11 protein-coding genes and 1 rRNA gene are annotated in these 14,409 nt (G+C 44.7%); 10 read left to right on the top strand and 2 right to left on the bottom strand.

Annotation, left to right across the window (positions count from 1 at the left end):
• Nucleotides 1-83: 83 nt before the first annotated feature.
• The 7 genes from gntK (at nucleotide 84) to gyrB (ending at nucleotide 8,690) form a co-directional block, all read left to right on the top strand.
• Nucleotides 84-1,631, top strand: coding sequence for a gluconokinase (gene gntK, locus TCA2_RS15660; protein ID WP_047912555.1), 1,548 nt, complete (start codon nucleotides 84-86; stop codon nucleotides 1,629-1,631).
• Nucleotides 1,632-2,228: 597 nt separating this feature from the next.
• Nucleotides 2,229-3,575 carry a chromosomal replication initiator protein DnaA gene (dnaA, locus tag TCA2_RS15655; RefSeq protein ID WP_047912554.1) on the top strand — a complete coding sequence of 449 codons (1,347 nt, stop codon included), beginning with the start codon at nucleotides 2,229-2,231 and terminating at the stop codon, nucleotides 3,573-3,575.
• A 218-nt stretch (nucleotides 3,576-3,793) separates the two neighbouring features.
• A complete protein-coding gene (gene dnaN, locus TCA2_RS15650; protein ID WP_047912553.1) occupies nucleotides 3,794-4,936 on the top strand; it encodes a DNA polymerase III subunit beta in 1,143 nt (380 codons plus the stop codon).
• A gap of 56 nt (nucleotides 4,937-4,992) precedes the next feature.
• Complete coding sequence (gene yaaA, locus TCA2_RS15645; RefSeq protein ID WP_047912552.1) at nucleotides 4,993-5,211, top strand: S4 domain-containing protein YaaA; 219 nt, start codon at nucleotides 4,993-4,995, stop codon at nucleotides 5,209-5,211.
• 56 nt (nucleotides 5,212-5,267) lie between these two features.
• Complete coding sequence (gene recF / locus TCA2_RS15640) at nucleotides 5,268-6,380, top strand: DNA replication/repair protein RecF (RefSeq protein WP_047912551.1); 1,113 nt, start codon at nucleotides 5,268-5,270, stop codon at nucleotides 6,378-6,380.
• Between the two features lie 15 nt (nucleotides 6,381-6,395).
• Entirely contained in the window at nucleotides 6,396-6,644 is a 249-nt protein-coding gene (remB, locus tag TCA2_RS15635; RefSeq protein WP_047912550.1) for an extracellular matrix regulator RemB, read from the top strand.
• A 135-nt stretch (nucleotides 6,645-6,779) separates the two neighbouring features.
• A complete protein-coding gene (gyrB, locus tag TCA2_RS15630; RefSeq protein ID WP_047912549.1) occupies nucleotides 6,780-8,690 on the top strand; it encodes a DNA topoisomerase (ATP-hydrolyzing) subunit B in 1,911 nt (636 codons plus the stop codon).
• A gap of 138 nt (nucleotides 8,691-8,828) precedes the next feature.
• On the opposite strand, the gene TCA2_RS26200 is transcribed toward gyrB, so the two are convergent.
• Complete coding sequence (locus TCA2_RS26200; RefSeq protein WP_052512064.1) at nucleotides 8,829-9,296, bottom strand: YheC/YheD family protein; 468 nt, start codon at nucleotides 9,294-9,296, stop codon at nucleotides 8,829-8,831.
• Nucleotides 9,293-9,610, bottom strand: a complete 318-nt coding sequence (locus TCA2_RS26195; RefSeq protein ID WP_052512062.1) for a YheC/YheD family protein — start codon at nucleotides 9,608-9,610, stop codon at nucleotides 9,293-9,295. Before TCA2_RS26195 ends, TCA2_RS26200 begins: the two co-directional genes overlap by 4 nt.
• 385 nt (nucleotides 9,611-9,995) lie before the next feature.
• Here TCA2_RS26195 and gyrA point away from each other — a divergent pair, with 385 nt between their 5' ends.
• From gyrA to TCA2_RS26965, 3 genes are all read left to right on the top strand, one after another.
• Entirely contained in the window at nucleotides 9,996-12,563 is a 2,568-nt protein-coding gene (gene gyrA, locus TCA2_RS15620) for a DNA gyrase subunit A (RefSeq protein ID WP_047912548.1), read from the top strand.
• Nucleotides 12,564-12,762: 199 nt separating this feature from the next.
• Nucleotides 12,763-13,872 carry an HD-GYP domain-containing protein gene (locus tag TCA2_RS15615; RefSeq protein ID WP_047912547.1) on the top strand — a complete coding sequence of 370 codons (1,110 nt, stop codon included), beginning with the start codon at nucleotides 12,763-12,765 and terminating at the stop codon, nucleotides 13,870-13,872.
• 441 nt (nucleotides 13,873-14,313) lie between these two features.
• Nucleotides 14,314-14,409: ribosomal RNA gene (locus TCA2_RS26965) — 16S ribosomal RNA — on the top strand; the annotation flags it as partial.

The raw sequence follows: 14,409 nt of genomic DNA, 5'->3' as shown, positions 1-14,409 counted from the left end.
CCAATGAATCAATTTCATATTCACCTTATTAATGATTTTATGAAATTGATTCCATTATATTTTAGAAAGAAGGCTCTTACGTAATGAAATCATACATGCTAGGTATTGATATCGGGACAACGAGCACGAAATCTGTCCTGTTTGAAGAAAATGGACAAGTGGTTACAAAAGCAAGTGAGGAATACCCGCTTCACACCCCTGTTCCCGATGCAGCGGTTCAGGATCCGGAGCAAATCTTCCATGCCGTCATTCATACAGTTAAGGAAGTCATGAAGACTAGCGGCATTGCACCAGAGCAAGTGATGTTTGCTTCATTTAGTACAGCAATGCATAGTATCATCGCGATGGATGCAGCAGGGAATCCCCTTACTCCATGCATCACCTGGGCAGATAATCGCAGTAACAAATGGTCTAGAAAATTAAAGGATGAGCTGAACGGGCACGAGATCTATCGCCGCACCGGGACTCCAATTCATCCGATGTCCCCTCTGGCCAAGCTGCTATGGCTCAAACATGACCACAATGAGCTGTTTAATCAATCGGCCAAATTCATTTCGATCCGTGAATACGTTACGTTTAAGCTGTTCAATGAATATGTAGTCGATCATTCTATAGCCTCTGCAACAGGACTGATGAATCTTGAACAGCTCAATTGGGATGAAGAAGCGCTGCAGATTGCGGGAATTACTTCAGAACGCTTGTCCAAGCTTGTACCTACTACCCATATTCTCGAAGGCTTAAATGAAAAGTATGCGGCAGAGATGGGCTTGTCCGCCTCCACTCCATTCGTTGTTGGTGCTACCGATGGTGTACTATCCAATCTCGGTGTAAATGCCATACGTCCTGGTGAAGTGGCAGCTACGATCGGGACAAGCGGAGCGATCCGCACCGTTGTAGACAAGCCGGTAACTGATCCAAAAGGGCGCACATTTTGCTACGCTCTGACAGAGAAGCATTGGGTTGTCGGCGGACCTGTCAATAATGGAGGCATGATCTTCCGCTGGGTTCGTGATGAAATGGCGGCCAGCGAGATAGAAACAGCCAAACGCCTCGGTATCAGCTCGTATGATGTACTTACCCGTATCGCTGCACGTGTCAGCCCTGGTGCGGACGGACTGCTCTTCCATCCATTCCTAGCTGGTGAGAGAGCCCCGCTATGGAATCCAGATGCCAGAGGCTCCTTCTTCGGACTTACACTGCACCATAAGAAGGAGCATATGATTCGTTCCGTACTTGAAGGCGTCATTTTTAACCTCTATACGGTTCTGCTTGCCATGAAGGAACAGATGGGTCAGCCAAGCCGCATCCTGGCTACAGGCGGATTTGCACGCTCTCCACTGTGGCGTCAGATGATGGCCGATATCTTTGATCAGGAAGTCGTTGTACCTGAGAGCTTCGAGAGCTCATGCCTTGGAGCCGTTGTCCTCGGTCTCTATGCTACAGGACGCACAGATTCACTTGAGATCGTCTCAGAGATGGTGGGAACGACTCATGCCCACAAGCCGGATCAAAACCATGTAGCGATCTATCAGGAGCTGCTTCCAATCTTTATCCGCATATCCCGTAAGCTGACCGAAGAGTATGAGGATATTGCGAAGTTCCAGCGAGAGCATATTACGGTAAGCGAATAGATTTAACATTTTGCACAAAGAGCCGATCATAATGATCGGCTCTTTTGCATACTCTAATCTCAATACGAATAATGAATCGTTATATAAACTGCCCGGCAATAATTACACCTCTCACACATATCCTCGAGAGTGATTTTCTTACTTCCCTTCGTTATCCACAGACTTAACTTCAGTAGAAGTACACAGACTGACTCCAATTGTTCAACAGTTTTCTTCCTTGCTAGAGGACAAGCTGTGAATAATTATTATCGCCTTTTGGGCATTCTTGTCGAAAACTAAACAGATTATAAACAATATATAGTGTTGTGATTAAAAATTATACACAAGTTATTGAATTTGTGGATAAAATCCTGAGATCCGTTGAAATATAAGCTTTCTTTTGCTATGATTATATTACTTTTGGATGTGAATATATGTTTTGATCCATAATATTATCAACAGCCTGTGGATAAAGTTGTGAACAATTTTGAGTTGTTCATTCTTTTTTTGTCTGAGGTCTTTTGGACACTGGGGATAAATTCTACATTATAAATTTTATTTCGACATTCCGCTCATGGCTCTGGGCCACATTTGGACGATTAAAAGGAGTGACAGTCTGTGGACAGCCATACTTCCGAACTATGGCAGCAAATACTATCAATAATTCAAACCAAGCTTAGCAAACCCAGCTATGACACCTGGTTTAAGGCGACCAAAGCCATTAAGCTGAATGATCAGTCTATCGTCATATCAGCGCCCACTACGTTCGCTGTAGAGTGGCTGGAGAGCCGCTATACGAAACTTGTCGGTTCAACCGTTTATGAACTGCTCGGAAAACAAGTGGACGTTAAGTTTGTCATAGAAGAACACAAGACGGCTGAGCCGGATCCGCAGCAAGTGGTCACGCCTCCTCCAGTACCACAAGAAGAGGCTATGGCACATATGCTTAATCCGAAGTACACTTTTGACACGTTTGTCATCGGCCCGGGCAACAGATTTGCACATGCAGCATCGCTTGCTGTTGCAGAAGCCCCTGCCAAAGCGTACAATCCGCTCTTCTTATATGGAGGAGTTGGACTCGGCAAGACACACCTCATGCATGCCATAGGGCACTACATTTTGGAGCATAACCCCAGCAGTAAGGTCGTTTACCTCTCATCGGAGAAATTCACGAATGAATTCATTAATTCCATCCGGGATAACCGTGGTGAGAATTTTCGCAATAAATATCGCAATGTCGACATTTTGCTGATTGATGATATTCAATTTTTGGCCGGTAAGGAATCGACACAGGAAGAGTTCTTCCATACCTTTAATGCACTGCATGAAGAGCACAAGCAGATCATTATCTCAAGTGACCGGCCGCCGAAGGAAATTCCGACGCTTGAGGAACGGCTGCGCTCCAGGTTTGAATGGGGACTGATAACCGATATCCAGCCTCCGGATCTTGAGACGCGAATCGCCATTCTTCGCAAGAAGGCCAAGGCAGAGAATCTCGATATTCCGAATGAAGCAATGATGTATATTGCCAATCAGATCGATACGAACATCAGAGAACTTGAAGGGGCCCTTATTCGTGTGGTAGCATACTCGTCTCTGACCAATCAGGACGTTACAACACATCTGGCGGCAGAAGCACTTAAGGATATCATTCCATCAAGCCGTCCGAAGATTATTACCATTCAGGATATTCAGCAGAGGGTTGGCGAATATTACAATCTGAAGCTTGAAGATTTCAAGGCTAGAAAAAGAACCAAAGCGGTGGCCTTCCCAAGGCAGATTGCAATGTATCTATCTCGAGAGTTGACTGACTTTTCCTTGCCTAAGATTGGAGAAGCATTCGGGGGACGGGATCATACAACCGTCATTCACGCGCATGAGAAAATAACACAATCGATTAAGAACGATCAGGAACTGTTCAAAGTTATCAACAATCTAATCGAGAAAATCAAAAACCCAACTTAACAAGTACAAAGCCTATGCACAATCTGTACACATGTGGATAGGCTTAATTTTATGCCGTTTGTAGGGTTTATCCACATATTCAGTGCGCCTATTACTATTACTACTATTTTTTTAATAAATACTACATCAATATAAATGCGTCTTAGCGACGCTATATTTCGAAAAAGTAAGTACGTTAGGCAGCAACATCAAGCTTATATTCCCCAAGGAGTGAAACTATGAAAATCAGCATATTGAAAAGCTACCTGAATGAATCCATTCAACATGTATCCAAGGCGATCTCCAGCAGAACTACGATCCCTATTCTTACCGGGATTAAATTTGATGTGAATTATCAAGGCGTTACGCTTACTGCAAGTGATACTGATATTTCTATTCAATCGTTTATCCCTTTAGAAGAGGATGGTAAGACCATTGTTTCTGTAGAGCAGGCAGGAAGTGTTGTTTTACCTGCGAAGTTTTTTGTCGAAATTATTAAGAAGCTGCCATCTCAGGAAGTTCACATGGAAGTTAAAGACAACTTCAATACTTTCATCTCTGCAGGAGCAACAGAAATTCAGCTCGTTGGACTCGATCCAGAAGAATTCCCTGTTCTCCCTAGCATCGAAGAGAACCAAACCTTGTCCATTCCTGGTGATCTGCTCAAAAATATGATTAAGCAAACGGTGTTCTCTATCTCCACGCATGAAACAACACCAATTTTGACTGGCGTATTATGGAGTCTGAATGATAATGAGTTCAAATTTGTGGCAACCGACCGCCACCGTCTTGCAACTCGCTCTGCCCATATTGAGGGAGCCGATGAGATCAAATTCCACAATATCGTCATTTCAGGAAAAACACTGAATGAGCTGAGCAAAATTATCCCTGATCAAAATTCACTCGTAGATATCGTCGTTGCTGACAACCAGGTGCTGTTCAAGATTGATCGTGTATTATTCTATACCCGCATTCTGGATGGAACTTACCCTGATACTTCTAGAATTATTCCGAGCTCCTACAAAACAGAACTGATTTTGGAAACGAAAAAGCTCAGTGAATCGATCGATCGCGCGTATTTGCTGTCCCGTGAGGAGAAAACGAACATCGTTCGTATGCAGACACTGGATAACGGGGATATTGAAATCTCATCCAGCTCCTCTGAGCTAGGTAAGGTGCGTGAAGAGCTTCAAGTTAAAGATTTCAAAGGGGAACCGCTCAAAATCTCCTTCAACTCGAAATATATGCTTGATGTGCTCAAAGTAGTCGAGAGCGAGGAGCTTATGATCTCCTTCACCGGCGTGATGAGCCCAATTATCCTAAAACCGACGGACAACAGCTCAAGTCAGTATGTCATTCTGCCATACCGTACTACGAACTAGAGCTGTGTATTATTTTTTTTAGAAATAAAAGTTATTCACATGAGAGGAAGTTTTCCGTGAAAAAAATAGTTATCCACAGTGAATATATTAAGCTCGATCAGTTTCTGAAGCTGGCCGATTGTGTTCCTACCGGAGGAATGGCGAAGGCGCTGCTGCAGGAGCAGGCTGTCAAAGTAAATGGTGAGATCGAAGAGAGACGGGGCCGTAAGCTGTATGCTGGAGATCTGGTAGCCGTTGATGGAGAAGGCGAGTTCCAGGTCGAAGAAGCGAAATAGAATAGCGAACACCTGCTGCTTCCTCAAGAGGCGAGAGGCAAGGGAGGATGTAAAGTGTGTTTGTAAGTGACATTGAACTGAATCAATACCGAAATTACGAGCATTTGAAGCTCGAGTCTTTCGGACCGGTTAACCTGATTATTGGTCAGAATGCTCAGGGCAAGACGAATCTGGTTGAGGCGATATACGCTTTGGCACTAACGAAGAGTCATCGGACCTCCAAAGACAAGGAGCTCATTCGATTCAATGCCTCGAGCGCGCATATTAGTGCACATGTGGATAGAAGGTACGGAACAATTCAGCTTGATTTATCGTTATCCCAGCAAGGCAAAAAAGCAAAGATTAACGGTCTGGAGCAGCGCAAGCTCAGTGATTTTATCGGCAGCCTGAATGTGGTCATGTTTGCGCCGGAGGATCTGGAGATCGTCAAAGGGACACCGGGGGTTCGCCGCCGGTTCCTTGACATGGAGATTGGACAGGTCGCTCCAGGCTATATTTATCACCTCCAGCAGTATCAGAAGATTCTGGTCCAGCGAAATAATCTGCTGAAGCAGTTATGGGGGGCTTCGGAATCTCAGCAGGTGATGCTCAGCGTATGGAATGAGCAATTAGCAGAGCATGGTGTTAAAATCGTTAAAAAAAGGAAACAATTCATAAAGAAGCTGCAAAAATGGGCGGAAACGATTCATGAAGGCATTACAGGGGGCAAAGAGAAGCTTGAACTTGCTTATGTTCCATCCTTTGCTGATGCCCTCGAAGAAGATGAAGCTGTTTTATTAAACCTTTTTATGATAAAATTATCACAAACCAAGGATCAGGAGATCCGACGAGGCACCACGCTAACCGGTCCTCATCGCGATGATCTATCCTTCTTTATTAACGGCCATGAAGTACAAACCTATGGATCACAGGGGCAGCAGAGAACGACCGCTCTATCACTCAAGCTGGCAGAGATCGAGCTGATTTGCGAGGAGATTGGTGAATATCCGGTTCTGCTTCTGGATGACGTATTATCTGAGCTTGATCCATACCGTCAGACGCAGCTAATTGAAACGTTCCAGAGCAAAGTTCAGACGTTTATAACCGCAACAGGGGTTGAAACACTGAATACCAGCAAGCTCCATGATGCTCATATCTATCATGTACAGGCTGGTCACGTGGAACGTTAAGGAGATGAACGGACAATGTATATCCACCTGGGCGGAGACAAGATTATCCGCTCTTCCGAGCTCGTTGCTATTTTTGATATATCGATTGAAAAATCGTCCAAAATATCGAAGCAGTACATTACTTACTCTAAACAGGAAAAAAACCTGGAGATCATTGGAGAAGAAGAAGCGAAGTCGATTGTCGTTACCAAGAGCACGGTTTACTATTCCCCAATCTCTTCAACCACTCTCAAGAAAAGAGCGAATGTTCTAAGCGATATATAACGATCTATTGAGGAGTATCGTCATCTTGCGAACAAGAGCAAGGAGGCGGTACTTTTATAACGCATTTGGCACTTTTATATACAGTCATAACAAAATTATCAGATCCACTCTAATCTAGTGAAGTAGGTGAAAGGCATGTCTATGAATCAACCGACATATGGTGCAGATGAGATTCAGGTCCTTGAAGGACTTGAGGCCGTCAGAAAACGTCCAGGGATGTATATCGGCTCGACGAGCTCGAAAGGCTTGCATCACCTCGTATGGGAAGTCGTGGATAACAGTATCGATGAGGCTCTTGCAGGCTACTGTGATCAGATTGATGTGACGATCCACGAAGATAACAGCATTACCGTTGTGGATAATGGACGGGGGATCCCTGTAGCGGAACAGGCCAAGATGAAGAAATCTGCCCTTGAGGTTGTTATGACCGTCCTTCACGCTGGAGGTAAATTCGGCGGCGGCGGATATAAGGTTTCTGGGGGTCTTCACGGTGTAGGTATTTCCGTCGTGAATGCTCTGTCTACAAAGGTTAGCGTTATTGTTCAACGTGACGGACACATTTACCAGCAGGAATACCGCCGTGGTGTTCCAGAGTATGATGTCAAAGTCATCGGCGATACCGACAAAACAGGAACCACAACAACGTTCTATCCAGATCCCGAGATCTTTACGGAAACGACCGTATTTGAGTATGATATCCTGCTTACCCGTATTCGTGAGCTGGCGTTCCTGAACAAAGGAATTGGTATCAGCATTACGGATGAGCGTTCCGGTGATTCAAGCTCGTTCCATTACGAGGGCGGGATTAAGGAATACGTACAATACCTAAACAGCAAGAGAGAGGTTCTTCATGAGCAGCCGATCTATGTTGAAGGGCAGCGTGAGAACATTCAGGTGGAGGTAGCCCTCCAATACAACGACAGCTATACTGAGAATATCTACTCCTTTGCGAATAATATTAACACCCATGAGGGTGGTACTCATGAGTCCGGCTTCAAGAGTGCATTGACACGGATCATTAATGACTATGCTCGCAAGGCTGGCGTTATCAAGGATAACAGCAGCAATCTGACGGGAGATGATGTGCGTGAAGGACTGACTGCCATTATCTCTGTCAAGATCCCCGAACCGCAGTTTGAGGGACAAACCAAAACCAAGCTTGGCAATAGTGAGGTGCGCGGCGTTGTGGAATCACTGTTCGCTGAGAAGCTGCAGGAATTCCTGATTGAGAACCCTTCTGTTTCCCGCCGTATTCTGGATAAAGCCCTGCAAGCATCCAGAGCGAGAGAAGCAGCGCGTAAAGCGCGTGAGATGACCCGTCGTAAGAGCGTTCTTGAAGTGAGTGCTCTGCCTGGTAAACTCGCTGACTGCTCTTCGAAGGATGCTTCGATCAGTGAGCTGTACATCGTTGAGGGTGACTCGGCAGGTGGATCAGCGAAGCAGGGACGTGATCGTCATTTCCAAGCGATTTTGCCGCTACGTGGTAAGATTCTGAACGTGGAAAAAGCGAGACTCGATCGTATTCTCTCAAATGCCGAGATTCGCGCGATTATTACGGCGCTCGGTACGGGGATTGGCGATGATTTCGATATCGAGAAGGCACGTTATCATAAAGTGATTATTATGACCGATGCCGACGTCGATGGAGCCCATATCCGGACCCTCCTGCTTACGTTCTTCTACCGCTATATGCGCAAAATTATTGAAGCAGGCTTTGTGTACATCGCTCAGCCGCCGCTCTTCAAGATCGAACGTAATAAGACTGTCCGCTATGCAGGTTCTGAGGCCGAGCGTGACCTCATCCTTAAGGAGTTCGGCGAGGGCGTTAAGGTCAATGTACAGCGTTACAAAGGACTTGGAGAGATGAACGCCGGTCAGCTGTGGGAGACGACGATGGACCCCGAGAGCCGCACGATGCTTCAGGTGTCTATTGGGGACGCGATGATTGCAGACACCATGTTTGATACCCTGATGGGAGACAACGTAGAACCAAGACGCGACTTCATTCAGGAGAATGCAAGATACGTCAAGAATCTTGATGTTTAGTATTCATATAAACAATGTGTTTTACAGAAGGGGCCGGTATGGCCCCTTTTTCTGATTTTACAGTAGACGGGATTGCAGCTGAATAACTACTATGGCAGAGAGTGATTAGGAGCGAACGCTAGATTTTGCTGCGAATGGCTACATTCGTACTCTACCGTAGGCTCTAGCGTATTTTTTGATTTTTCGATAAATGCTCTTGTCTGGTAAATAACCGAACACATACAAGCCAGGAGACGTATTAACCTCAAGAATCCACGGTCTTACTTTCTCATCTAGCGCAATGTCGAGGCCGAGCTCCTTAATGCCGGGATAGTTCTTTTCCATCTGTCTTGCCGTTTTGAGAGCGAGAGAGTTCAGTTCTTTCTTGAATTTCTTTGTCCCGCCTTCTCCGAGATAGGGCTTTAACAAGGCTTCAAAAGAAGCAATATGACCGCCGCCGTTAATATTAGTCACAATTTTTCCTTTTGCAGCGACTTTACCGATAATGCCGGTAGCTTCCCATTTGCCCTGAGGGTTCTTCTGAGCCATCACTCTTAGATCGAATGGGCAGCCTTGATGCTTAAGAAGTCTGATCCCGCGCTGAACTAAATATGACTTTCCATTCATTCGCTTTTGTATCTTTTGATGCAGGGCTGTAACGGTAGTGTACGTTTTTTCGTTTTTTCATAATGGAGAACATGCTCGGATTCATTTGATGAATGGGTCTCATCGCTGCTAGAATTTGGTTTCTCTACCCGCATAATTCCTTTGCCATGAGATCCATGCTCTGGTTTCACATATACCGTACGATGGGAGTTCAGCATTTTCTCTAGATTATTCTGATTGTACTTGCGAGTTTCTGGAACATAGACAGCGATCTGAGGATCTTTTAAGAGAACAGCTGTCTTTTTCCATTTGCTTGAGACACGTCGGATGCTCATTTAACCACTCCTTTATTACTTAATCGAATGTAGTCAATAAATTCGCGAAGTATCATACCTGCCGGAGGAAATCCATAGGACAAGGAGAAAAATCAGTGGTATAATAGAGGAATATGGCGTTTTGTGTGGATATGAGTAATATTGTGCAGCTGAATGTCCATTCTGAATTTGTACAGTATATGGTTTGCTCTTCAAAACAGGAAGGGCATATCCCTATAGATAGGTCCAATTAGAAGCGTGAATACGTTTAATAATGGACTTTTTGTCTAGGCTAGTAATAGAGAGAAATTCATTAGAAGATTTGGGCGTTAAAGCCTTGTTAGGCTTTTCACAAATACATTTTCAGCTTAACAATGTTGTTTGATAGACAAGAAGGAGGTCCAGCATGGCGGATCAAAATAACTCGCAAATTAAAGACCGCGATATTGGCGAAGAAATGCGCGAGTCCTTTATGGACTATGCGATGAGTATCATCGTCAGCCGTGCTTTGCCTGACGTTAGAGACGGGCTTAAACCAGTGCACCGTCGTATTCTGTTTGCGATGTCGGAGCTTGGAATGGCACCTGACAAGCCTTACAAGAAATCAGCGCGTATCGTCGGCGAAGTTATCGGTAAATATCACCCGCACGGAGATTCGGCCGTATATGAAACTATGGTACGGATGGCCCAAGATTTCTCGATGCGTTATATGCTTGTAGACGGTCACGGTAACTTTGGTTCCATTGATGGAGATATGGCAGCGGCAATGCGTTATACGGAAGCCCGTTTGTCCAAGATCGCGATGGAAATGCTCCGTGATATTAATAAAGATACGATAGATTTTATACCTAACTATGACGGGGAAGAGCACGAGCCTGTCGTTCTTCCTGCTAGATATCCCAATCTGCTCGTAAACGGTGTAGGCGGGATTGCCGTAGGGATGGCGACCAATATTCCACCTCATAATTTGGGAGAAGTCATTGATGGGGTTCACGCAATGATCGAGAACCCTGATATTGATTCTTTAGAGCTGATGGAATATATCAAGGGTCCTGACTTCCCGACTTCTGGATTTATTCTTGGCCGTTCAGGTATTCGCCAGGCTTATCAAACAGGCCGCGGAACGGTTACGATGCGTGCGAGAACGACCATTGAAGAAGTGAACAACAAAGCAAGAATTATCGTGCACGAAATTCCATATCAAGTGAATAAAGCACGTCTTGTAGAAAAGATTGCAGAGCTTGTACGTGAGAAGAAGATTGAAGGTATTACAGATCTTCGTGATGAGTCAGACCGCAGCGGTATGCGAATTGTAATTGAGCTGCGCCGCGATGTGAATCCGAATGTGGTGCTTAACAATCTGTATAAGCATACTTCCATGCAATCCAATTTCGGTATAAACATGCTGGCCATCGTTAACAACGAGCCTAAGATTCTGAGCCTGCGTGATGTTCTCTATCACTACTTACAGCATCAAATTACTGTTATTCGCCGTCGTACAGAATTCGAACTGCGCAAAGCGGAAGCCCGTGCACACATTCTCGAGGGATTGCGAATTGCTCTGGATCATATTGATGAGATCATCGCTTTGATCCGTGCTTCTGCAACGACAGATGCTGCGAGAGAAGGATTGATTGAGCGCTTTGAGCTAAGTCATGATCAGGCTCAGGCTATCCTTGATATGCGCTTGCAGCGTCTTACAGGACTTGAACGCGAGAAGATTGAGAACGAATATAACGAGCTTCTTGCCAAGATTGCAGAATATCGCGAGATTCTAGCGAATGAGCATTTGGTGCTTGAAATCATTCGTGATGAGCTGCAAGAGATCAAGGACCGTTACAATGATGAGCGCCGTACGGAGATCACGGTTGGTGAGGAGAGCATTCTTGATGAGGATCTAATTCCGCGTGAGGATGTCGTTGTCACGATTACCCATACTGGTTACATTAAGCGTCTACCGGTATCCACATACCGTTCGCAGAAGCGAGGCGGTCGTGGTGTGGTGGGTATGGATACCAAGGATGAGGATTTCGTTGAGCATTTGTTTGTAACCAACACACATAATTATCTGATGTTCTTCACGGATAAAGGTAAGGTGTACAGGCTCAAAGCTTATGAGATTCCTGAGCTTGGCCGGACCGCAAGAGGAACGCCAATTATTAATATGATTCAGATCGAGCAAGGGGAGACTGTCAACGCGGTTATTGAGGTTGAAGAGTTCGAGAGCGAGAAGTTCTTGTTCTTCGCCACCAAGCATGGCGTTGTGAAGAAGACCCCACTCGACGATTACGTAAATATCCGCAAGGGTGGACTTATAGCTATCCACTTGCGTGAGGATGATTCCCTAATCGAAGTGAAGCTTACCGACGGCAAACAAGAGATGATTCTCGGTACAGCTCACGGAATGTCCATTCGTTTCTCTGAAGATGACGTTCGGTCGATGGGAAGAAGCGCGACAGGGGTCAAAGGCATCAACCTGGACGAAGAGGATTCCGTCATCGGTATGGATATTGTTGATTCAGAGCTTGAGGTTCTCATTGTTACGGCTAACGGATACGGCAAACGTACCCCGGTATCGGACTATCGTATTCAAAGCCGCGGCGGTAAGGGAATCAAGACGATTAACATTACGGAGAAGAATGGCCCGGTTGTCAGTCTGAAGGTCGTGAAGAACGAAGAAGACTTGATGATTATAACGACAAGCGGTACGCTGATGCGCATGAGTATGGAGGGAATCTCCACAATGGGTCGTAACACTCAAGGGGTGAGACTCATTCATACGCGTGAGGATGACTCTGTGGCAACGGTATGCAGAACAGATAAAACAGAAGAAGAGGAATTAGAGGCTATGGAAGATGTAGCTCTTATTTCTGAATCGGGTGCCTTGTCTGAAGATGCTGCAGATCCAGTTACAGATGACAATGAAGAGAATAGTCTTGAAGATCTGGACACGGATTCCGAGAGCGAAGAATAGGTAGTTAAGGAGGTCCCATAATGGGGTCTCCTATTTTTATTTGAACAAGATTGTAGAGTATAAAAAGAGAAGCATGTTAAAAAATTAATTAGGTCATAAACTCGCAATATACACAAGTTACGTATAGGGATATAATGGAAAATGGGATAATAATTTTAATTTTGCTAGATAACTGTGTTAGGAACGGAGCGTTAGCGTAATGGTTATGATGTCAATTATTGAATTGAAGCCAGGGACAAAGCTGGCCAAAGATGTACATACACCGCTGGGAGGACTCCTTCTATCCAAAGGAAAAGTGATCCTTCCTCGTGATCTAGAAATTTTGCGAGCTTTTCTTGTACAGACCGTAGAAGTAGATATGAATACAGGGGGTTCTTCAGAAGGAGGATCCGCATATAGCTCGCAGGAAGAGCAGGAGAAACAATTACAGGTAGACGAGCAGATTGCAGAGATTGTAAATACAGCAGATCTTACTTCTTTTGAGGAAGAATATGAACGTATGGTTGCATTGACGAAGAAGGCTTTTAATGAGGCTATGGCATTTGAGGTTCCTGTTTTCGAGCTTCGCACTCAATTTTCGATTCTCATACGACATTTAAAAAACTATCAAGTGCTTCATTTTAGTCCACGCTCGATAAAAAGAGATGAGTATATGTACCACAATGCTGTGTTAACAGCTCTAACTTCCTATCTAATCGCACAGTGGTGTGAGCTGCCTCAAAGAGACTGGGTACAGGTCGCATTGGCAGGCCTGCTTCATAATATCGGTAATATCAAAGTGTCACCTGAGATCTTGTACAGTACTAAACCGCTGGGCAAGACAGAAGAGGAAGAAGTAAGAAAACATACGACCCACGGATATACAATTCTTAAGAATGTAAAAGCGATCAATGACGGGGTAAGATTAACTGCACTGCAGCACCACGAAAAAATCGATGGTTCGGGTTACCCGCTGCGGCTGGAGGGGCATCAGATCCACACGTACTCGAAAATTGTTGCCGTGGCAGATATATTCCATGCGATGACGCTCGAGAGACCGTATAAGACCTCGCAATCACCGTACCTGGTACTGGAGCAGATTATGCAAGAGTCTTTCGGGAAGCTGGATCCGAAGATTGTACAGACCTTTATTCGTAAAGTGACACAATTTCATAATGGAGCGGTAGTCGAGCTTAGCGATCATCGCAGGGGGAGTATCATATTTACCGATCGAGATCACCCAACGCGTCCAATGGTAGCAGTAGAGGGAGCCATTGTAAGTCTAGTGGCAGAGCGTCAGCTCTATATTAAAAGAGTGATAAATGAGTAACATATCAGAGGAGGTATCTCCATCTAAAATTAGAGAAAGAGATACCTTCTATAAGTAGATAAAACGATAGATTAAATATTTATAAACAAAAGGCTTGCATTATAATTATATACATGGTATATTCTAATTCCGGCCAAGAAATAAGCCGTTTCAAACAAGAACATGGCAAGTAAGCTTCGATGAGAAGTTAAAAAAACTTTTTTAAAAAAGCTTGCATTTCTAAACCGGACATGATATGATATAAAAGTTGCTGACGACGAGAGTTGAAACGCGACGAAGTTGATCTTTGAAAACTGAACAACGAGTGAGCAAAGAATTTCGATTCTTCGAAATTCTAAACGCGAGGTTATGGTGCAAGTCGTCAGACTGTATGGTAACCGAGCAAAATAAAGAGAACATTACGTTCTCGTCAGTTTTTCTAATTGAGCTTAATCGCTCTCTTTTTTGGAGAGTTTGATCCTGGCTCAGGACGAACGCTGGCGGCGTGCCTAATACATGCAAGTCGAGCGGAGTAAGGTGAAACTTGTTTCACCTAGC

It is taken from the genome of Paenibacillus sp. TCA20, assembly GCF_000732325.1.
Taxonomy (GTDB): Bacteria; Bacillota; Bacilli; order Paenibacillales; family Paenibacillaceae; genus Paenibacillus; species Paenibacillus urinalis.
Note: the sequence above shows the minus strand (reverse complement) of the source record. Positions and strands in the feature narration are given on the sequence as shown.